Below are 21,565 nucleotides of genomic sequence, written 5' to 3' on the forward strand. Positions count from 1 at the left end.
GATCTGGTTTCCCGGACACACAAGATGATCCTGTGCGGTCACACAAAATGACGTCAGTAGTGCCCAGAGAACAATGATGTAACTACCAATGGTCCGCCATGATGAACGCGAGCAGATGTCCATGCGTTGCGCGGCGCGATTGAGCTCTGGTGACATTAGGATCCCCCTTCCGATTCCGGGGGAAACTTAGCAAGTTCAAGCCGATTCGTATGTAGGGATAATCCTAAACACGGCGCGCGTCTTGTGATCTGATCAGCAGGATCGACGGAGAGCTTGGCGCCACTCCCTTAGACCGGCGCCACGCGCCCCCCCGCCTCGGCGCTCACTTCACCGACCGCGCGTCATCTCCTCGATATGCCGCCTCGCGCTTTCGACCGATGATCAATCTCAAGGTTGCGATGGTAATGAGGAATCGATGCTTCGATACTCGCCCAACATAGACTGCATCATCGAAATTACCGCGCAGCCTACTTGGAGCCGAATGCTGTGCAGGTGAGCGAGGCGTATGAAACGTACACGCGCTCTCATTCTGATTTCTGGCGAAATCTATCGACCGTCGCTTACTCAGGCTGATGGCGGCGTGGCCGTCCAGGCTTTCGACGTACAAGGCTTACATCGCCCTTCTCAATACGCCAAAGCGCCTCGGAGGCGCTGTCATGGTGACGAGCTTTATCCAGGAGCCGCTCGATCCGCCAGTCGCGCATAAAATCTCCCGGTCGGCGCCGGATAGCTCAATTCACGAAGGAGGCCGCTGACATGCTCAAGGCGAGCTGTCGGAGACGCTTCCTCGTCGGTCAGCTTGTCGATCAGCCGTGAAATGCGGGATCGGCTTACGGTCAAACACTTAAGTGATGAACGGGCGCTACATGTCATGCAGTAAGGCTATGAATGGCATGGCGCTTAGTCGCGGGCGTTTGCACATAAATAGCGCTTGGTCATTGGAATGGCTGACGGAAAGCAGCCTAAGGCCGGGGCGCGCCGGATGGGTAGTGGAGCGCTGGCGCTGTCACCGGGTGGCCCCTGGGACCTTCGGTGCGGGCTGTAGCACCGTTATCGCGAAGATCGCGGACTGGGCAGCTCAGCTCAGGCGGCCCCAAGGCCCCACTCGGCCACGCCCCTTACACTGAGGTTCGCGGCGGCAAAGGCATAAAGTCCGCCAGATGCAGCGTGTCGTTGCCTCGGCCACTACGCTCCCGACCCGAGCTCTTACCGCACCAACCTCACCTTGCCGAAGGCTCGGACGGGTTGGGCTCCGGGGCCGCCTGAGCTGAGGGCTGCCCAGTCACCGATTTTCGCGGCAACGGCGCTACAGCCCGCGCCGAAGGCCCGCGCCGAAGGCCCCGGAGCCCAACCCGTCCGAGCCCGCCGACGCCGCGCCGAGCCGAGCCGCTCATCGATATCGCCCCACCATCCGTCCACGCCATCCATTAACTAAACCCAATGGTATAGTTATAAGGAATCTCATCGTCAGCGCCAGGACCTCCCGTGACCACCGCCACCTCCGATCCATCACGCCAAAAAGCGCGCTACGAGCATTCCCCGCAGTTCCGCGAGGGTCGCTTCAGCAACCCGAGGCCGCGCCCCGCCATGGGCCTGTGGGAAGGGCTGAAGCTCATGTCGCTGTTCGTTCGTGGCAAACCGAAGGGCACCGTGCCGGACTGGGAGATACCGGTGCGTGTGATCGTTCGTGCCGCGCTGGACGCCGCGCCCGACCGCAGCCTGTATCGCCTGGGCCACTCCACGATGCTGATGAAATTGCGTGGACGGTTCTGGCTGACCGACCCGGTGTTTTCCAAGCGGGCATCGCCGGTCATGTGGGCCGGGCCGGCACGCTTCCACGCACCCCCGATCGGTATCGACGACCTGCCGCCCATCGCGGGCGTGATCCTCTCGCACAACCACTATGACCACCTGGACCGGGCCGCGGTGTTGAAGCTGGCCGGCAAGACCGCCCGCTTCATCGCACCGCTGGGCGTGGGCGACCAGCTGGTCGCCTGGGGCATCGACGCGTCGAAGGTCGAGCAACTGGACTGGTGGCAGTCCACCGAGGTGGAGGGCCTGCGCCTGACCGCCACGCCCGCGCAGCACTTCTCCGGACGCGGGTTGCGCGACAGCGATCGCAGCCTGTGGGTGTCCTGGGTGATCCAGGACGACGACCTGCGCGTTTTCTTCAGCGGCGACAGCGGCTACTTCGACGGCTTCAAGGCGATCGGCGATGCCTGCGGTCCGTTCGACCTCACGCTGCTGGAAACCGGCGCCTACGACAAACGATGGGCCTTCGTGCACATGCAGCCGGAAGAAACGCTGCAGGCGCACCTGGACCTCCGCGGCCGCTGGCTGCTGCCGATCCACAACGGCACGTTCGACCTGGCCCTGCACCCCTGGGAAGAACCCTTCGAGCGCATCGTCGCCCTGGCCGCCGCCGCGCAGGTGCCGCTGACGACACCGATGATGGGCGAGCGGGTGGCCATGGACTCACCCGACGGCATGACCCCGTGGTGGCGCGCGTAGGCGGTAGCGATCGCGCCAGCGCAGGCATGGGCGTTCCACCAGGTCGTGCAACAGCGCACCGCCGAGCAACGTGGCGGCGGCAAAGATCGCGAAACGCAGCAGGGGATGCGCGGCGAGGCTGTCGCCCAGCAAACCCTGGGTAAGGTGGGCCATGCCCTTGTGGCTCAGGTAGAGACTGTATGACGCCGCCGCCAGCCAGCGTGCGCCGGGCAGGCGCAGGCGCGCCAGGAACGTCGGCCCGCTGAAGGCGACGACGAAGCCGGCCATGGTCAGCGCAAGCAACGGGAACCCGACCACGCACGGCCAGAACTGCATGCGCGCCTCGTCGAACAGGCCAAGGCATACGCACAGCAGCACGAACGACAACACGAGAACCCGGCCCGCGCGCCGGTGCAGCCACGCCATCCAGGCGGGGCGATGCACGGCACAGGCGGCCAGCGCCACGCCCGCCACCAGGCCATCCAGCCGCGACCACGTCGGGTAGTAGAGGTTGTGCAGGTAAACCAGCCCGGGCCGGGTACCCGTGTCCAGCGCCGGCCCAATGCGATCCGACCACAGCCACGCGCGCAGCAGTATCCCGCCCAGCACGAGCGCCACGCCGACGATCGCACCGGTGCGCACGGACGGCCGCCGCGTCAGCAACCAGGCCAGCCAGGGAAAGACGAGGTAGAAATGCTCTTCCACGCATAGCGACCACACGTGCGAGAAAGCGTAGTTGTCCGGATTGTCGAACAACAGGTTGAAGGTGAAGGTGGGGAACTGCCATAGCGGCTGCATGCCGGAGGTCTCCCGCCATGCCGGCACGCAGGCATACAGCGCCAGCACCACGAGGAACGCCGGCAGGATGCGCACGGCACGACGCAGGTAGAAGTCGCGGGCATCCAGCGTGCCCGTGGTCTTCAACGCCGACAGCACCTGCGTGCCGATCAGGTACCCGCTGAGGACGAAGAACAGGTCCACGCCCATCCACCCCGAGGCTTCGAGTTTGCCGAAGCCGTCGCCCAGTCCGCCGACGAGGTAGCTGTGGAACAGCATCACCCACACGATGGCGATCGCGCGCAGTGTGTCGAGGCCGGGTGTGTGGTGCATGGTCGTCATTCCCCTGGATACCGGGACTGTGCCGGAGCCAGCGGGCCGATGCACGACCGGGATATGGCAATTCGCGGGCGAGGATCGGGGCCGAAGGCTGTAAACGACGACTCCGCCGCTACCTCGCAGGTAGCGGCGGAGCACGTGACGACGCTTAGCGTGGGCGATGGATCAGAGGCAGCCGACCAGGCCGTCATACGCGGAGTAACGCGACCCGGGCAGCTTGGCGTTGAGCGGGTCGTCGCCCTTCATGGCTTCGTAGAACGCCTCGACCGGCGTGTCCTTGGCCAGCAGCAGCTTGCACTTGTAGAGCTTGCCGGCCGCCTGCACCGCACCGGACTTGGTAACCACCGTGGCGCGGGTGCCGGCGAAGGTCCACAGGCACTGCTTCATGGTGCTCTTGGTCATGTCGACCGAGCAGGTGAGCTGCATCGGGCGGAGGTTGTGGTATTCGCCTTCGCAGAAGGTATCGCCGCAGATCTTGTCGAAGCCGGCGTTGAGCGCGGCCTCGGCACCGACGAAACGGTCGAGGCCGGCTTCGGCGGTGGGCCAGTGGGCGATGTCGACGTAGCGATCGGTGGCGGGCGGCGTCTGCGCGAACGCGGCCAGCGGCAGGACCAGCAGGGCGGCGACGGAGGTGATTCGAAGCATCGTGGTGACTCCTTGGTTGGGGAGGTCACATGACACCGGTTTCGCCGCGGCGGGTCTGTCCCGTCGCGCCCATGCCGCACCGTAGCCGCTGGGTGCCGTCCGCTGTGGGAACCCTCTCCCGGCAGCGGACGGCAACACCAGCTACAGCCAGTGGCCATAGCGGCGGATGTAGATCGTCTTCACCACCTGGGTCAGCACGCAGTAGCACGCCAGCGTCAGCGCCAGCCAGGCGAAGTAGATGCCCGGCAGCGGCTGCATGCCGATGCGCGAGCCGATGGCCGAGTACGGCACCAGCATGCCCACCACCATGATCAGGCCCGTGAGCGCCAGCACCGGCGCCGAGGCCACGCTCTGCAGGAACGGGATGCGCCGCGTGCGGATCATGTGCACCACCAGCGTCTGCGACAGCAGGCCCTCGATGAACCAGCCCGACTGGAACAGCGACTGGTGGGCCACGTCGTGCGCACCGAAGTAATGCCACATCAGCCAGAACGTGGTGATGTCGAACACGGAGCTGACCGGGCCGATACAGACCATGAAGCGACCGATGTCGCCGGCATCCCACTTGCGCGGCTGGCGCAGGTATTCCTCGTCCATGCGATCGAACGGGATGGACAGCTGCGACAGGTCGTACAAAAGGTTCTGCACCAGGATCTGCAATGGCAGCATGGGCAGGAACGGCAGGAACGCACTGGCCACCAGTACGCTGAACACGTTGCCGAAGTTGGAGCTGGCGGTCATCTTGATGTACTTCATGATGTTGCCGAAGGTGACGCGCCCTTCGAGCACGCCCTCTTCCAGCACCATCAGGTTCTTCTCGAGCAGGATGATGTCGGCCGACTCCTTGGCGATATCCGTGGCCGTGTCCACCGAGATGCCCACGTCCGCGTCGCGCAGCGCCGGCGCATCGTTGATGCCGTCACCGAGGAAGCCCACGGTGTGACCGCGCCGCTGCAATGCCTTGACCACGCGGGCCTTCTGCACCGGCGACATCTTCGCAAACACCGTGGTGCGCTCGACCATGGCGTCGAGCGCGGCATCGTCCATCTGCTCGATGTCGCGACCGAGCACGGATTCCTGCACGTCCAGGCCGACCTCGGTGCAGATCTTGCGCGTGACCGCCTCGTTATCGCCGGTGATGACCTTCACCGCAACGCCGTGGTGGTTCAGCGCGCGAATGGCGGTGGCGGCGGAATCCTTCGGCGGATCGAGGAAGGCCAGGCAACCCACGGCGGTCAGGCCGGCCTCATCGGCCACGCCGTAGGCACGATCTCCCGTCGGATCGCGACGCATCGCCACGATCAGCACGCGCAGGCCGTCCTCATTGAGGCGGCCGGTCATGGCGCGGATCTCCGCACGCTTCTCCGGCGTGAGCGGTTCCACCACGTCGCCGATGCGCGCCTCGGTGCAGATGGTCAGCATTTCTTCGACGGCGCCCTTGCAGACCAGCAGCTGCTCGCCCTGCCCGTCCGCCACCACCACCGACATGCGGCGACGCTGGAAGTCGAAGGGAATCTCGTCGACGACGTGGAAGCGCCGCGCGACCGGCTCCATGTCGCGATGGGCCAGCACGGCCTTGTCCATCAGGTTGCGCAGGCCGGTCTGGAAACGGCTGTTGAGATAGCCGTATTCCAGGGCGTCATCGGAATCGTCGCCGTTGAGATCCACGTGGCGCTCGAGCACGATCTTGTCCAGCGTCAGCGTGCCGGTCTTGTCCGTGCACAGCACGTCCATCGCGCCGAAGTTCTGGATCGCGTTCAGCCGCTTCACCACCACCTTGCGCTTCGACATGGCGATAGCGCCCTTGCCGAGGTTGGCGGTGACGATCAGCGGCAGCATCTCCGGCGTCAGGCCCACGGCCACCGACAGGCCGAACATGAAGGCGCCCAGCCAGTCGTGCTTGTCGAAGCCATTGATCAGGAACACCACCGGCACCATCACCGCCATGAAGCGGATCAGCAGCCAGCTCACCGAGGAGATGCCTCGGTCGAAGCTGGTCTGCACGCGTTCGCCCGAGAGCGTATGCGCCAGCGAGCCGAGGTAAGTGCGGGCGCCGGTGGTCATCACCACGGCCGTGGCGGTGCCCGACACCACGTTGGTGCCCATGTAGCAGATGGTGGGCAGGTCGAGCGGGCCGTTGGCGTCGCCGAGGGTCAGCGTGCCGTTGGGCGCCATTTTCTCCACCGGGAGGGATTCGCCGGTGAGGATCGCCTGGCTGATGAACAGGTCCTTGGTGGCGAGCAGGCGCAGGTCCGCGGGCACCATGTCGCCGGCGCCGAGGTGCACGATGTCGCCGACCACCAGCTCTTCCACCGGCACCTCGATGCGCTCGGCGTGTCCGTCCTCGGCACGGCGGGTCACCGTGGACGTGTTGCGGACCATCGCCTTGAGACGACCGGCCGCCTGCGACGAACGGAACTCCTGGGTGAACGAAAGCAGCACACTGATGCCGACCATCACGCCGATGATGATCGGCCCGGTGAAGTCGTCGTCGGTGAACAGCTGCACCACCGCCAGCACCAGCAGCACGATGATGAACGGGTTGCGGAAGGCATGCAGCAGTTGCACGGACCAGTGCGGCGGCTTCTCGTGCCCCACCTCGTTGATGCCGTCGCGATCGAGCCGCTCCGCGATGGCCTCCTCGTCCAGGCCGTCCGCCCGTGTATCGAGAGCGTGCAGCAGTTCGTCGGCCGGACGGAACGCGTCCGCGGCCACCTGCTGGAAGGTCTTGGCGGCAACGGCCGCCTGGGAGGTCTGTTTCTTCATGGCTCGCTGCCTTTCCGGACGTGACGTCCGGTAGGGCGCGGGCGGCTCTCAGCCGTCAGCTGAAAGCGTGCGCGCCGGCGCGGAGCCGACGTTCGGTGTTCCGGGTGGACGTAACGGACGGCGGATGCCGCGCCGTAGTGTCTATGTCGCTGTTCATCGTTACGGGAGTTTGACGACGGCCGGTTTCCCCTGGCTTTCCTGCGCATCCAGCGGACGGGGAACGGTGATGGTGCGCTTGGCGGGAACGGTGGACACGGCGCGGCGACGAACGATGGCGAACGCCAGACGGCGGCCGAACATGCGGGGACCGGTCTTTTCGAGCTGCAGATTCATGGCTCAATCCTCGGGTAGCGGAAGCGCACGGCTTCCGGGCCGGGAGAGCCGGACTTTCCCTAGCGGAGGAAAGCGCCGGCCGACCGGGAACGGTCGCCGTAGGCGTTGATGTTTGCCAGCGCCGGGACCCGATGCGTGCGGGAGCCGGCGCGTCGACTAGGGTAGACGTCCATATGCCTGGGTAAGCTAAGAAGGGTGCCAGCCGGACCGGAAGCGGTTCGGTAGCGCGCGGATTGTCGCGCCGCAGCGAGAATCGGTCAAGGGGAAAGCGACGATCCGTCGGCAATGCCGGCCTCGTATTCGCGGGCCTCGTTCAGTAGCCATTCGCGGACACGGCCCACACCGGCATGGGTCTCCGAGCGCTTGGGGTAAACGAGGTAATACGCCTCGGCCACCCGCAGGCGTTCCTGGCACAAGACGGTGAGTGCGCCGCACTCGATCAGGGAGCGCGCCATGACCAGCCGGCCCAGGGCCACGCCCATGCCTTCGAGCACGGCGCGTTGCAGGTGCTCGGTGTTGTCGAAGCGGGCCACGTAGCGCGAGGGCAAGGGCATCCCGAAGGCCTCTGCCCAGTCGTTCCAGCGGCCGGACGGATCGCCCAGCAGCGGCCAGCCGGCCAGTGAGGTATCGGGCAGGCCACCCATCTTGCGTACCAGCGAGGGACTGGCGATGGGCACGATGTATTCGCCGAACAACCGGTCGGCCTTCGTACGCGGCCACGAACCCAGGCCATAGCGGAAGGCGACGTCGATGGTCGGCTCGCGATCGAAGTCGACCACCGACACCGATGAGGAGAGGCTGAGTTCCAGCTCCGGGTGGGCACCGACCAGCCTGGGCAGCCGCGGTACCAGCCAGCTGGACGCCACCGAGGGAAGGACGCTCAGCGTCACGGTGTCATGGTGCCGGCAGGCATAGCGGTTCAGGGCGTGCTCGATGCCCTCGAAGTGGTGCCCGATCGCATCGAGCAGGTGAGTGCCTTCCGCCGTGAGGGTCACGCCACGCGGCCCGCGATCGAACAGCGACCGACCCAGGCGCTCCTCCAGGTTGCGCACCTGGTGGCTGAGCGCGCTCACGGTCAGGTTGAGCTGCTCTGCAGCACGCGAGAGCTTGCCCGTGCGGGCGACCAGGACAAACCCTTGAAGCTGGCCGAGCGGTAGACGTGACATGTGAATTCACCTCAAGGCGGTCTTGCAAACATATCGCTTTTTAAGCCTTGGCGGAACACACACCCTTTAGCTCACCCACAGTCGCAAGCCTTTGCGACACGCTTTTTTACCGGAGCACCGCCATGGCATCGATCCTTACCGGCCTCGCCTTCATGCACGGCCATATCGTCGACCGTGAGCTCGTCCTGCGCCTGGGCCGCCTGCCGACCCACACGCCGTCTGGACCTGGCATCGGCCATCCTGCGCCTCTCGCCCTCATCGGAGACACGCATGATGCTTCGTCAACTGGGACGCTCGTCCCTGCAGGTCGCGCCGCTGGCGTTCGGCGGTAACGTGTTCGGCTGGAGCGCGGACGAATCCCGCTCGTTCGCGTTGCTGGATGCCTTCGTCGATCACGGCCTCAACCTCATCGACACGGCTGACGTCTATTCGCGCTGGGTGGAAGGTAACGAGGGCGGCGAGTCCGAGGCCATCATCGGGCGCTGGCTGAAACAGTCCGGTAAACGCGACCGGGTGCTGATCGCCACCAAGGTGGCCAAGTGGGACCGTTACCCGGGCCTGTCGCCGACGAACATCAAGGAGGCCGTGGAGGATTCCCTCCGCCGCCTGCAGACCGACCATATCGACCTCTACCAGGCCCACGAGGACGACCCCAAGGTGCCGCTGGAAGAGACGCTGCGTGCGTTCGACGACCTGGTGCAGGCGGGTAAGGTGCGCGTCATCGGCGCGTCCAACTTCGAGGCCACGCGGCTGGACGACGCACTGAAGACCAGTCGGTCCGCCGGCATCGCGCGTTACGAATCCCTGCAGCCGGAATACAACCTGATGGATCGCGCGGGCTTCGAGAAGGAGCTGCAGCCGCTGTGCGTGAGGGAGGACGTGGGCGTGATCAGTTACTACTCGCTGGCCAGCGGCTTCCTCAGCGGCAAGTACCGCCGCGAAGCCGACCTGGCCAAGAGCAAGGCGCGCGGCGGCAAGGTCAAGGCGTATCTCACCGACCGCGGCTACCGTGTGCTGGCGGCGCTGGACCAGACAGCGGAGGCCCACGGCGCCACGCCGGCCCAGGTGGCCCTGGCGTGGGTGATGGCGCAGCCGGCCATCGCCGCAGCCATCGCCAGCGCCACCACGGTGGAACAGTTGAGCGAGCTGGCCAAGGCGGCGACGCTGCAACTGACGACGGACGACCTGAGCCGACTGGATAGCGCCAGCGGCGAATGACCCCTGCGGCGGGTGGTTTCGGTCGCGACCGTCGTGGGCGACATACCTAAGGCGTAAGACACATCGTGCAGGACTTGCCCTGCATGATGTGTCGGCTTACTCCGGCAGTCGTGTGGGTGCTGGGCGGGAAATATGTGAGGTGTCGGGCAGCCAGCCCGACATCCTTTCCCCTCACAGGAGTTACCCATGTCCACGACCGGACGCCCACTCATCCTCGCCTCGCTCGCGGCGCTTGCCGCCACGCTGACCCTGCCCGCGCAGGCCGCGCCCTTCGGCGAAAGCACGACCGGACTGCGCTGCCACTACCGCCTGGGTTCCGATCCCCACGGCACCGCGACCGCCTTCACCAGGGCGGATGTGCCGCTGCGTGGTTACTGGCGCAGCTCCAGTGTCCTGCCCTCGCGAAGCCTGTTCTTCACGGACACCAGCCCGGCCAAGACCCGACAGGCATGCGAGTCCAAGGTCGCCACGATCAAGGGCGCCAGCGGACTGGTCGCGGTAGGCGCCGCCGATAGCGATCGCAGCTACAACTACGAGATCTGGTACAACGGCGACCTGGCCCCCGGCAAGCCGGTCGAGCGCATCGTGTCCTTCGGCGACAGCCTGAGCGACACGGGCAACATGCACAACGCCTCGCAATGGCAACTGCCGGGCTCGTCGTGGTTCCTGGGCCGTTTCAGCAATGGCCCGACCTGGATCGAGCACCTCGCCTCGCGTACCGGCCTGACCCTCAACAACTGGGCGATCGGCGGCGCGCAGACGCGCGACGCGCACCTGGGCCTGATCCACGGCGTGGACAAGCAGATCGATGGTTTCTTCAACTACATGGGGCATGCCAAGGGCTACGATCCGTCGCGCACGCTGTTCACCTTCCTCGCCAGCGGCAACGACTTCGTCAACGACACCAAGACCGGTCCCGCCATCGTGGCTCTGCAGGAGGCCTCGCTGAAGAAGCTCATCGACAAGGGTGCGCGCAAGATCCTCATCGTGAATCTGCCGGACGTCTCGGTCGCGCCGGTCTTCAAGCATCGCCCCGGCGATATTCACACCGTGCAGGGCAAGGTGGCGCACTACAACCAGCAGATCGGCCTGATCGCCGAGCGCCTGTCCGCCACCACGGGCGCGGAGGTCAGGGTGGTCAACGCACGCGCCGCCTTCGACGAGGTCATCCGCGACCCGAAACGCTTCGGCTTCATCAACACCCATGAGTCGTGCCTGCAGATCGACAGCCCCAGCTCAACGAACTACCTGAAGAAGCAGAAGCTCCGCGCCGGCTGCGATCCGTCCGCCTACGTGTTCTGGGACACGCTGCACCCGACCACGCGCACGCATGCGTTGATGGCGGAATGGGCGATCGAAGCCACGCCGGCTTCGTGGGGTCTTCGTCGATGAGCCAGGGCATTGCCGACACGGGCATCCGACTTATCTGATACCGACGGTTGGGCGATTGCCATGAGGATACGAGTCGTCGGCAGGATGCCGACGACTCCATAAGGATATCTCCATGACATGCACCACTCGCTGGCGATTGGCCGCCCTGGCTATCGCGGCTATCGCCGCCGGTACCGTTCCTGCCCAGCAGCACGAAAACGTCTTCGACCGCCCGACGCAGGCCAAGCTGCGCTGCTGGTACAAAACGTACGCCGATCCCAGTGACCTGCGCACGAGCTGGGTCGAAGCCGACGACTTCACGCTGACGGGTCACTGGCGCACGGTAAACAACGTTTACCTTGGCTCGATGTTCTTCACGCTCCAGGAGCCGGAGGATATCCATGAGGCCTGTCGCACGACGTTGACGAAGCGCCGTGCCGCTCCGGTGGTGCAGGCCTCGGCCGCCAGCACGGATATCGGCCAGAACCATGAGATCTGGTACGACGGTGACATCGCGTCACGACGGGGCATGCCTGTCGAACGGATCGTGGCCTTTGGCGACAGCCTCAGCGACACCGGCAACGTTTATGGCGAGAGTCGGCAGACCTTCCCAATCCATACGTCGTGGTTTCTCGGTCGTTTCAGCAACGGTCCGGTGTGGACGGAATACCTGGCCAGACGAACCGGGCTTCCGCTCAACACATGGGCCACCGGCGGTGCGCAGACGAACAATGCCTACCTGATCATCAACGGCCTGAAGGCCCAGGTGGATTCCTTCCTTCGCTACCGGAAGAAAAACAGGAACACCTACGATGTCTCGCGCACCTTGTTCACCGTCTGGATCGGCGCCAACGACTTCGTCACCGCGGCGCGCAAGCCTGCCGAGGTGCTGGCCGATCTCAAGTACGCCCTGGATGCCCTGGTGGACGACGGGGCCCGCAAGATCGTCGTGCTCGGCCAGCCCGACCTGAGCCAGGTGCCGACGTTCCGCGTCATACCGGGGACCGGCGAAGGCGGCCGCTCCGACGGCGAGGCCGTGCATGCCAGCGTGCGTGAGTTCAACCGCGCCATACCGGGGATGATCCACGACATGTCGCTGCGCACCGGCGCGCAGTTCGTGTTCGTCGATGCCGAAGCGAAACTCAGGGAGCTGATGGCCGATCCGGGTCGTTTCGGCATGACCGGAACGGATACGGCCTGCCTCGATCTGCGCTCACAGGGCTCGGGGGTGTATGCCGTGCCGCAGGGCGTACGGCGCGACTGCGATCCCCATACACACGTCTTCTGGGACATGATGCATCCGACCACGCGGACGCACGAACTGATTTCCCGCTGGGTGCTGGACGAAATGCCTTACGGATGGGGGCTGCGCTGACGGAAGAAGGGGCCGCACGCAGGCGGCCCCTTTTTGCTCAGCGCGACGCGTTCAGCACATCCAGCGCCGCATTGAAGGTGGCGCTCGGCCGCATGGCGGCACTGATCCGCTTCATGTCGGGGTGGTAGTAGCCGCCGATCTCGACCGGCTTACCCTGCGCACCGTTCAACTCGGCGATGATCGTCGCCTCGTTGTCCGCCAGCGTCTTCGCCACCACGGCGAACTTCGCCCTCAGGTCGGCATCGTCCTGCTGCGCGGCGAGCGCTTCGGCCCAGTACATCGCCAGGTAGAAATGGCTGCCGCGGTTGTCGATCTCACCGACCTTGCGCGCCGGCGACTTGTTGCTGTCCAGGAAGCGGCCGTTGGCCTGGTCCAGTGTCTTCGCCAGCACGCGCGCATGCGCGTTGTCGTAGCGTTCGCCCAGGTGTTCGAGCGATGCGGCCAGCGCGAGGAATTCGCCCAGCGAATCCCAGCGCAGATAGCCCTCTTCGACGAACTGCTGCACGTGTTTGGGTGCGGAGCCACCGGCTCCGGTCTCGAACAGCCCGCCACCGGCCATCAACGGCACGACGGAGAGCATCTTTGCCGACGTGCCCAGTTCCATGATGGGGAAGAGATCGGTGAGGTAGTCGCGCAGCACGTTGCCGGTGACGGAGATGGTGTCCTTGCCCTGGCGGATGCGCTCCAGTGACAGCCGTGTGGCGGCGACCGGGTCGAGTACACGGATATCGAGGCCGGCGGTGTCGTGGTCCTCGAGGTAGCGCTCCACCTTGGCGATCACCTGCGCATCGTGCGCACGCTGGCGATCGAGCCAGAACACGGCGGGGGTGTCCGACAGGCGCGCCCGCTGCACCGCAAGCTTCACCCAATCCTGGATCGGCGCATCCTTGGTCTGGCACATGCGCCAGATATCGCCCTGCTCCACCGCGTGCTCGAACACCACGGCACCGTCGTCGGCGACGACACGTACCGTGCCGTCCGCGACGATCTGGAACGTCTTGTCGTGCGAGCCGTACTCCTCGGCCTTCTGCGCCATCAGGCCGACGTTGGGCACGCTGCCCATGGTGGACGGATCGAACGCACCGTGAGCGATGCAATCCTCGATCACGACCTGGTATACGCCCGCGTACGAGCGATCGGGAATGACCGCCTTGGCATCCTGCAGCTTGCCCTCGGCATTCCACATACCACCGGAGTCGCGGATCATCGCCGGCATCGATGCATCGACGATCACATCGCTGGGCACGTGCAGGTTGGTGATGCCCTTGTCGGAATTGACCATGGCCAGGGCGGGACGCTGCGCGTATTCGGCAGTGAGATCGGCCTCGACGGCAGCACGCGTGGCGTCGTCGAGCTTGTCCAGGCGCGCGTACAGGTCGCCGATGCCGTTGTTGGCGTCGAAACCGATCCGCTTCAGGGCATCCGCATGCCGGGTGAGCGTGTTCTTGTAGAACTCGCGTACCGCGATGCCGAACATGATCGGGTCGGACACCTTCATCATGGTGGCCTTGAGGTGCAGCGAGAACAACACGCCCTTCGCCTTCGCATCGGCCAGCTGGACGTCGATGAACGTGGCCAGCGCCTTGCGGCTCATGACGGCGGCGTCGACGATCTCGCCGACCTTCACCGCCACCTTGTCCTTCAGCACGGTGGTGCCGCCATCCTTGCCGGTGAACTCGATGCGCAGGCTGCCTGCCGCGGCGATCGTTGCCGAGGTTTCGCTGCCGTAGAAATCGCCGCCGTCCATGTGCGACACGTGGGATTTCGATTCCGCCGACCACTTGCCCATACGGTGCGGATGCTTGCGTGCGTAGTTCTTGACCGAGAGCGGTGCGCGACGATCGGAGTTGCCCTCGCGCAGCACCGGATTCACGGCGCTGCCCATGGCCTTGCCATAGCGGGCGTTGCTGTCCTTGTCCGCATCGCTGGCGGGTGCATCCACATAGTCGGGGATGGCGTAGCCCTGCGCCTGCAACTCGCGGATGGCGGCCTTCATCTGCGGCACGGAGGCGCTGATGTTGGGCAGCTTGATGATGTTGGCTTCGGGCCGCGTGGCCAGCTCGCCCAGTTCGGCCAGGTGATCGCCGATCTTCTGGGACTCGGTGAGGCGGTCCGGGAACTGGGCCAGGATGCGCCCGGCCAGCGAGATGTCGCGGGTCTCCACCGCGACGCCCGCCGTGCCGGCGAAGGCCTCGACGATGGGCAGGAAGGAGGCGGTGGCCAGGAACGGCGCTTCGTCGGTGAGCGTATAGATGATCTTGGGGGTGCTGGACATGATTCGGCGAGCCTTATGCTTGAGTGGGCCAGGTCATGGGGCTGGCCGGCGCAGGCCGCAAGGGGCGCACCGGCGGGCAGGAAACCCGCCCATTGTCGCCCGATTGCCCCCCGAGGGGTAGGAGCGCACGATGTGCGCGAAAAACCAACAGGGCGGCGACGCGATACCCCCCATCACGGCAAGCCCCATCGCGCACATCGTGCGCTCCTACACAGCGTCGTTTGCAGTTTGCGCCGTGATGGTCACCGTTACGCGGGTTTGTTCAGGCGGAGTGCGCGTTTTTCGGCGCGGCGTGCCTTGCGCGTCTTCCAGCGCTCGGAAAGGCAGGCGAAGATCACGTACAGCGCCGGAGTCGACAGCAGGGTGAGGCTCTGCGAGATCAGCAGGCCGCCGATCATCGCGATACCCAGCGGGCGTCGCAGCTCGGAACCTTCGCCGAGGCCGATCGCCAGCGGCAGCGCTGCCAGGATGGCCACCATGGTGGTCATCATGATCGGGCGAAAGCGCACCAGGCAGGCCTCGCGGATCGCTTCCTTCGAGGTGAGGTGATGCTCGCGCTCCGCCACCAGCGCGAAGTCGATCATCATGATCGCGTTCTTCTTGACGATGCCGATGAGCAGCACCAGCGCGATCATCGCCACCACCGACAACTCGGTATCGGTGATGACCAGCGCCGCCAGCGCGCCCACGCCGGCGGCAGGCAGGGTCGAGATGATGGTCACGGGATGGATCAGGCTCTCGTACAGCATGCCCATCAGCAGGTAGACCACGACGATGGCGGCGAGGATCAGCAGCGGCATGTCGCTCTGCGACTGCTGGAAGCGACGGAAATCGCTGCCCGCATCCAGGCGGATGTCACCGGGCATGCGCATGCCGTCGATGGTCTTCTGGATGATGACCATGGCCTCGCCCATGCTCACGTTGGGAGCGAGGTTGAAGCTGACGCCCATGCTCGTGTACTGGTCCTCATGCACGATCTGGCTGGGCGCCAGGCCGGGCTCCTGGCGTGCCACCGCGGACATGGGCACCATGGCGCCGCTGTCGGAGCGCACGTAGATCTGGTTGAGCGATTCCGGCGTGGCGGCCATCTGCGGCAGCGCGTTGACGATGACGCGGTACTGGTTGATGTCCGAATAGATGGTGGACACCGCACGCTGGCCGAACGCGTTGTACAAGGCGCCGTCGATGTTGCCGATGGACACGCCCAGGCGTGCGGCCGTGTCGCGGTCGATCACCATGTTCTGGCGCAGGCCCTGCGCGTCGATATCGCTGCCGACATCGGTCAGCATCTTGTTCTTCTTCAGCGCGTCCACGAGCTTCGGCAGCCACGTCTGCAGCTCGACGATGTCGTTGCCCTTGAGCGACACCGAATACTGGCCACCCTGCGACGAGCCGCCGCCACCGCCCGTCGGCAGATCCTGGATGGGACGCAGGCGCAGGTTGAGGTCGGGGTACTTGTTGGCCGCCGCCGAAAGGCGATCCAGCACGTCGAACGTGGTGCCCTTGCGCCCTTCCGCCACCGTCTTCAGTTCGATGTTGAACTGCCCGGTGGAGCCGGTGCGGCTGGTACCCAGGCGCGAGCCGACGGCCTTCACCGCCGGATCGGCCAGCAGCATGTCGGTGAGCCGGGTCTGGCGCGCCTGCATCTCGTCGAACGACACGGTGGAACTGGACGTGGCGCGAGCGCCGATCAGGCCGGTGTCCTGCGGAGGGAAGAAACCCGCCTTGATCATGCCGAACAACACGATGGTGATGCCGACCAGCACCAGCGGCGTGAGCGCCATCAACAGGGCATGGCGCAGGGTCCAGTCGAGCGCGCGGCGATAGACACCGACCATGCGCTCGTGCATGCGCTCCAGCGCGCGACCGAACTTCGATTCAGGTTCGTCGTTGGCGTGCGCGGTAAGGAAATGCGCGCACAACGACGGGGTGAGGGTCAGCGAGATCACTGCCGAGACCAGGATGGCCGCCACCAGTGTGACGGTGAATTCCTTGAAGAACATGCCGATGACGCCGGGCGCGAGCAACAGCGGAATGAACACCGCCACCAGCGAACCGGTGATCGAGACGATGGTGAAACCGATCTCACGCGCACCCAGCAAGGCCGCCTCGAACCGCGGGATGCCCTCGTCCATGTGGCGGATGACGTTTTCGATCACCACGATCGCATCGTCCACCACGAAGCCGATGGCGATCACCAGCGCCAGCAGCGTCAGGTTGTTCAGGGTGTAGCCGAAGGCATACATGACCGTGAACGCGCCGGCCAGCGACAGCGGCACCGTCAGGCCTGCGATCACCGTGGGGGCGAGGCGGCGCAGGAACAGCGCCATCGTCATGATCACCATCGCCAGGCTGATCAGCAGCGTGGCCTGCACCTCGTGCAGCGACGCCCGGATGGTCGGCGTGCCGTCGAAGAACGAGTGCAGCTGCACACCGGCCGGCAGCCAGGTCTGCATGGTGGGAATCTGCGCCTTGATCCGGTCCACCGTATCGATGACGTTGGCGTCCGACTTGCGGAACACGTACATCAGGATGCCGGGCTTACCGTTGAACCAGGCTGCCTGGAACGCGTCCTGCTGGCCGTCGTACACCTTGGCCACATCGGACAGGCGGATCGGCACGCTGTTGTTCACGCCGATGATCAGCTTGGCGAATTCGTCCGCCGTGTGCAGCGAATCCGTGGCCGTCACCGCCATGGTCGTCTTGCCGTCGGAGAGGAACCCCTGCGGCGAGGTGACATTGGCGGCGGTGAGCGCATTGCGCAGCTGGTCCGGCGACAGGCCCATCGCGTTCAGCGCGCGCAGGTTGACGTCGACGCGGATGGCCGGCGTCGCGCTACCGGCGATGTCCACCGAGGCGATGCCTTCCTGCTGGCGCAGCCGCTGCGCGAGGATGGAATCGGCCACGTTGTACAACGCCGTGGGTGCCACCGTGTCGGAGGTGAGCGCCAGCACGATCACCGGATCGTCGTTCGGGTTGGCCTTCTCGTAGGACGGGGCGTTGAGCAGGCCGCTAGGCAGATCGGGCTGCGCCGCGTTGATCGCCGACTGCACGTCGCGCGCCGCCGCGTCGATATTGGTGCCGTTCTGGAAGAACAGCAGGACGAAGGCGCTGCCCTCCGAGCTGTTCGAGCGCATGGACTCGACGCCGGGCACCTGACCCAGGTGGCGTTCCAGCGGGGCGGCCACCGTGGAGGCCATGGTGCTGGCATCCGCGCCGGACTGCTGCGCCTGCACGAAGATGGCCGGGAACTGGATGGCCGGCAACGCCGCTACGCCGAGCAACGAGTAGCAGATCACGCCGATCACGAAGATGCCGATGGCCAGCAGCGACGTGCCGATCGGACGGCGGATGAACGGACCGGAGATATTCATGTCGAAGAACGCTGCATCGTGCTCGGATCGGCGCGGAATGGTTCCGTCCTAACGCGCCATCCGGAAAAAGGTTTCGCCGGACGGGGTGCCGTCCGGCGAAAAGGGGTGGTTCCAGGCATGCCCGCGACTGGCGTCATCGACCGGTGGGCCGGGGCAACGCCGCCTCGTGGGCCAGGGCGCGCTGCCGTTTGCGTTCCGCCAGCCAGTCGGAGAACCGCTCCATGTAGAGGTAGATCACCGGCGTGGTGTACAGCGTGACCAGCTGCGACAGCAGCAGGCCGCCCACGATGGAGACGCCCAGCGGCTTGCGCAGCTCCGAACCGATGCCGTTGCCCAGCGCGAGCGGCAACGCGCCCAGCAAGGCCGCGGCCGTGGTCATCATGATCGGGCGGAAGCGCAGCAGGCAGGCCCGGCGGATGGCGTCGTGCGCATTCAGGCCGGTGCGCTTCGCCTCGATGGCGAAGTCGATCATCATGATCGCGTTCTTCTTCACGATGCCGATCAGCAGCACGATGCCCACGATGCCGTCGACCGACAGGGTCATGCCGCACAGGATCAGCGCAAGCAGGGCGCCCACGCCCGCGGGCGGCAGGGTGGAGATGATCGTCAGCGGATGGATGTAGCTCTCGTAGAGCACGCCCAGCACGATGTAGATCACGATGATGGATGCCAGCAGAAGGAGCACTTCGTCGCCGACCGAGGAGGAGAATTCCGCCGCCTTGCCGATGAACTGGCCGCGCACCTGCGGCGGGAAGTTGAGTTGCTTCTCCACTTCGTGGATCGCTTCCACGGCCGAGGACAGCGACTCACCCGGCGCGAGGTTGAACGACACGGTGACCGCCGGCAGCTGCTGCAGGTGGGTGACCACCAGCGGCGCCGTGGTGACCACGGCGCTGGCCAGCGCGGCGATGGGAATGTTGCCGCCGCCACCGACCTGGAAGCCGACGTTGCCGCTGTTGCCGATGCCCGAGGGCGTGGCCGAATTGCTCGACGCCAGCTGGCCGAAGCTGGTGGCGTTGGAGCCGGTCAGCGCACCGTTGCCGTTGCCGCGCACCGTCAGCTTGTTGAGCAGGTCGGCACTATTGCGGAACTCCGGCGCCACTTCCAGCACCACGCGGTACTGGTTGAGCTGGGTGAAGATGGTGGAGATCTGCCGCTGCCCGTAGGCGTCGTAGAGGGTGTCGTCGATGGTCTGCACCGGCACGCCGAGGCGGCTGGCGCTGTCGCGGTCGATGGTCAGCTTCAGCGCGGTGCCCTGGTCGGCCAGGTTGTTGTCGACGTCGGCCAGTTCCTTGCGCTTGCGCAACGCGGACGTCATCTGCTGCGCGTAGCCGGCCAGCTCGGTCGAGTTCACGTCGGACATCGAGTACTGGTATTCGGTGGCGGACACCTGGGTATCCAGCGTCACGTCCTGCACGGGCTTGAGGTAAAGCGCCACGCCGGCGATGTTGGCGACGGCCTTCTGCAGGCGCGGCAGCACGGTGTCGAGGTCATCGCGATCGCCGCGATCCTTCAGCACCAGCGACAGCTGGCCCTGGTTGAGCGTGGGGTTGATCGAGCCGGCACCGATGAAGGCGGCGACACCGGCCACCGCCGGGTCCTTCGCCAACGCATCGGCGACGGCCTTGGTGCGGTCTTCCATCTGCGGGAAAGCCACGTTCTGGTCGGCCTGCACCACGGCCGTGATCATCCCGGTGTCCTGCTCGGGCAACAGGCCCTTCGGGATCACGATGTAGAGCACGACCGTCAGCGCCACGGTGAGCGCCGCGACGATCATCGTCAGCGGGCGATGGTCGAGCACCCAGTCCAGGCTGCGACCGTAGCCGTCGACCAGGCGCGACCAGGCCGTGTGCTTGCCGGACGCCGTGGCGTGCTCGTGGGCATCCTCCGCTTCCGGCAGCTGGTCGGCCTTGAGCAGGTAGGCGCACATCATCGGCGTGAGCGTCAACGAGATCAGCATCGAGATGATGACGGCGATGGTCAGCACCCAGGCGAACTCGTGGAACAGGCGTCCGGTGACGCCCGGCATCAGCAGCAGCGGCAGGAACACGGCCACCAGTGAGACGGTCAGCGACAGCACCGTGAAGCCGATTTCCTTCGCGCCCACCTCGGCCGCGGTCTTGGCGTCCTGGCCCTGCTCGATGTAGCGGACGATGTTCTCGATCATCACGATGGCATCGTCGACCACGAAACCGGTGGCCACCGCCAGCGCCATCAGCGAGAGGTTGTCCAGCGACATGCCGGCGAACGCCATGACGCCGAACGTGCCCATCAGCGACAGCGGCACCGCGACCGACGGGATCACCGTGGCCCACAGGCGGCGCAGGAAGACGAAGATCACCGCCACCACCAGGCAGATGGTGAGGATCAGCGTGAACTGGACGTCCTCCACCGACGCGCGGATGGTGATGGTGCGGTCGGAGAAGATTTTCAGGTGCACATCCGCCGGCAGCACCTTCTGCAGGTCGGGAATGGTCTGCCGGATCTGCTGCACCGTCTGCACGATGTTAGCGCCTGGCTGGCGACGGATATCCAGCAGCACGGCCGGCTTGCCGTTGGCCCAGGCGGCCAGCTGGTCGTTTTCCACGCCGTCGATCACGTTGGCCACGTCGGACAGGCGCACGGGAGCGCCATTCTTGTAGCTGATGATCGTGCCCTTGTATTCCGCGGCATCGGACAGCTGGTCGTTGGTGCCGATGCTGTAGGACTGGGTCTTGCCGTTGAGCGTGCCCTTGGGCGCGTTGACGTTGGCCTGCGTGAGCGAGCTGCGCACGTCTTCCATGGTCAGGCCGAGGTTGGCCAGCTGCGCGGGATTGACCTGGATGCGCACGGCGGGGCGCACGTTGCCGGCGATCGAGACCAGGCCGACGCCCTGCACCTGCGCCAGCTTCTGGGCGATGATCGAATCGGCGTAGTTGTTCACGTCACGCAGCGGCAGGCTGTCGGAGGTGAGCATCAGGGTCATGATCGGCGCGTCGGCCGGGTTCACCCGGTTGTACACGGGCGGGTAAGGCAGGTTGTTGGGCAGCGTGCCGCGCGCCTGGTTGATCGCCGCCTGCACGTCCTGCGCGGCGATGTCGATGTCCCGGTCCATGTTGAACTGCAGGACGATCGTGGACAGGCCCGCCGAGGAATCCGAACTCATCGAGCCCAGGCCGGAAATCTGCCCGAAATTGCGTTCCAGGGGCGTGGTGACCAGGGCCGCCATGGTGGAGGCGCTGGCACCGGGATACTGCGTGGTGACGACCAGGCTGGGGGCATCGATTTCCGGCAGGGCCGACACCGGCAGCTGGCGGTAGCCGAGGATGCCGAGCAACAGCACCGCCACCATCAGCAGCGAGGTCGCGATCGGTCGGCGAATGAAGAGTGTCGAAAAACCCACGGGTAAGTCCTGGTGTCGGGACCTTGCGGTCCGGTGGCGGCGCGCCCGTCGTGG

12 protein-coding genes are annotated in these 21,565 nt (G+C 65.6%); 4 read left to right on the forward strand and 8 right to left on the reverse strand.

The features are described from left to right. Nucleotides 1-1,485 precede the first annotated feature (1,485 nt). Nucleotides 1,486-2,511 carry an MBL fold metallo-hydrolase gene (locus AB8808_RS19330; RefSeq protein ID WP_369931137.1) on the forward strand — a complete coding sequence of 342 codons (1,026 nt, stop codon included), beginning with the start codon at nt 1,486-1,488 and terminating at the stop codon, nt 2,509-2,511. Here AB8808_RS19330 and AB8808_RS19335 read toward each other — a convergent pair. From AB8808_RS19335 to AB8808_RS19355, 5 genes are all read right to left on the reverse strand, one after another. After that, on the reverse strand, nt 2,476-3,600 hold the full coding sequence (locus AB8808_RS19335) for an acyltransferase family protein (protein ID WP_369931138.1): 1,125 nt from the start codon (nt 3,598-3,600) through the stop codon (nt 2,476-2,478). The two genes, AB8808_RS19330 and AB8808_RS19335, sit on opposite strands and share 36 nt — an antisense overlap. 171 nt (nt 3,601-3,771) lie before the next feature. Continuing rightward, a complete protein-coding gene (locus tag AB8808_RS19340) occupies nt 3,772-4,251 on the reverse strand; it encodes a hypothetical protein (protein ID WP_369931139.1) in 480 nt (159 codons plus the stop codon). Nucleotides 4,252-4,392: 141 nt separating this feature from the next. Further along, nucleotides 4,393-7,017 carry a magnesium-translocating P-type ATPase gene (mgtA, locus tag AB8808_RS19345; protein WP_369931140.1) on the reverse strand — a complete coding sequence of 875 codons (2,625 nt, stop codon included), beginning with the start codon at nt 7,015-7,017 and terminating at the stop codon, nt 4,393-4,395. 159 nt (nt 7,018-7,176) lie between these two features. Continuing rightward, nucleotides 7,177-7,350 carry a hypothetical protein gene (locus AB8808_RS19350; RefSeq protein ID WP_369931141.1) on the reverse strand — a complete coding sequence of 58 codons (174 nt, stop codon included), beginning with the start codon at nt 7,348-7,350 and terminating at the stop codon, nt 7,177-7,179. Between the two features lie 257 nt (nt 7,351-7,607). Further along, on the reverse strand, nt 7,608-8,516 hold the full coding sequence (locus tag AB8808_RS19355) for a LysR substrate-binding domain-containing protein (RefSeq protein ID WP_369931142.1): 909 nt from the start codon (nt 8,514-8,516) through the stop codon (nt 7,608-7,610). Nucleotides 8,517-8,786: 270 nt separating this feature from the next. Here AB8808_RS19355 and AB8808_RS19360 point away from each other — a divergent pair, with 270 nt between their 5' ends. From AB8808_RS19360 to AB8808_RS19370, 3 genes are all read left to right on the forward strand, one after another. Further along, nucleotides 8,787-9,734 (forward strand): aldo/keto reductase, encoded by a 948-nt coding sequence (locus AB8808_RS19360; protein ID WP_369931143.1) that lies wholly within the window; start codon nt 8,787-8,789, stop codon nt 9,732-9,734. A gap of 186 nt (nt 9,735-9,920) precedes the next feature. After that, entirely contained in the window at nt 9,921-11,126 is a 1,206-nt protein-coding gene (locus AB8808_RS19365; RefSeq protein WP_369931144.1) for an SGNH/GDSL hydrolase family protein, read from the forward strand. Between the two features lie 112 nt (nt 11,127-11,238). Beyond that, on the forward strand, nt 11,239-12,480 hold the full coding sequence (locus AB8808_RS19370; protein WP_369931145.1) for an SGNH/GDSL hydrolase family protein: 1,242 nt from the start codon (nt 11,239-11,241) through the stop codon (nt 12,478-12,480). A gap of 37 nt (nt 12,481-12,517) precedes the next feature. On the opposite strand, the gene AB8808_RS19375 is transcribed toward AB8808_RS19370, so the two are convergent. From AB8808_RS19375 to AB8808_RS19385, 3 genes are all read right to left on the reverse strand, one after another. Then, a complete protein-coding gene (locus AB8808_RS19375; protein WP_369931146.1) occupies nt 12,518-14,755 on the reverse strand; it encodes an NADP-dependent isocitrate dehydrogenase in 2,238 nt (745 codons plus the stop codon). A gap of 248 nt (nt 14,756-15,003) precedes the next feature. Continuing rightward, nucleotides 15,004-18,129, reverse strand: a complete 3,126-nt coding sequence (locus AB8808_RS19380) for an efflux RND transporter permease subunit (protein ID WP_036139221.1) — start codon at nt 18,127-18,129, stop codon at nt 15,004-15,006. 133 nt (nt 18,130-18,262) lie between these two features. Continuing rightward, on the reverse strand, nt 18,263-21,511 hold the full coding sequence (locus AB8808_RS19385) for an efflux RND transporter permease subunit (protein WP_369931147.1): 3,249 nt from the start codon (nt 21,509-21,511) through the stop codon (nt 18,263-18,265). Between the last annotated feature and the right edge of the window lie 54 nt (nt 21,512-21,565).

The sequence above is a fragment of the Xanthomonas sp. NCPPB 2632 genome, assembly GCF_041228075.2.
In the GTDB taxonomy this organism is placed as follows: Bacteria; Pseudomonadota; Gammaproteobacteria; order Xanthomonadales; family Rhodanobacteraceae; genus Luteibacter.

What these genes read in the sequence shown, in the direction of transcription:
- AB8808_RS19340 (WP_369931139.1), bottom strand. Translation starts at nt 4,251, where the DNA reads ATGCTTCGAATCACCTCCGTCGCCGCCCTGCTGGTCCTGCCGCTGGCC.
- AB8808_RS19380 (WP_036139221.1), bottom strand. Translation starts at nt 18,129, where the DNA reads ATGAATATCTCCGGTCCGTTCATCCGCCGTCCGATCGGCACGTCGCTG.
- AB8808_RS19355 (WP_369931142.1), bottom strand. Translation starts at nt 8,516, where the DNA reads ATGTCACGTCTACCGCTCGGCCAGCTTCAAGGGTTTGTCCTGGTCGCC.
- AB8808_RS19375 (WP_369931146.1), bottom strand. Translation starts at nt 14,755, where the DNA reads ATGTCCAGCACCCCCAAGATCATCTATACGCTCACCGACGAAGCGCCG.
- mgtA (WP_369931140.1), bottom strand. Translation starts at nt 7,017, where the DNA reads ATGAAGAAACAGACCTCCCAGGCGGCCGTTGCCGCCAAGACCTTCCAG.
- AB8808_RS19350 (WP_369931141.1), bottom strand. Translation starts at nt 7,350, where the DNA reads ATGAATCTGCAGCTCGAAAAGACCGGTCCCCGCATGTTCGGCCGCCGT.
- AB8808_RS19360 (WP_369931143.1), top strand. Translation starts at nt 8,787, where the DNA reads ATGATGCTTCGTCAACTGGGACGCTCGTCCCTGCAGGTCGCGCCGCTG.
- AB8808_RS19365 (WP_369931144.1), top strand. Translation starts at nt 9,921, where the DNA reads ATGTCCACGACCGGACGCCCACTCATCCTCGCCTCGCTCGCGGCGCTT.
- AB8808_RS19370 (WP_369931145.1), top strand. Translation starts at nt 11,239, where the DNA reads ATGACATGCACCACTCGCTGGCGATTGGCCGCCCTGGCTATCGCGGCT.
- AB8808_RS19335 (WP_369931138.1), bottom strand. Translation starts at nt 3,600, where the DNA reads ATGCACCACACACCCGGCCTCGACACACTGCGCGCGATCGCCATCGTG.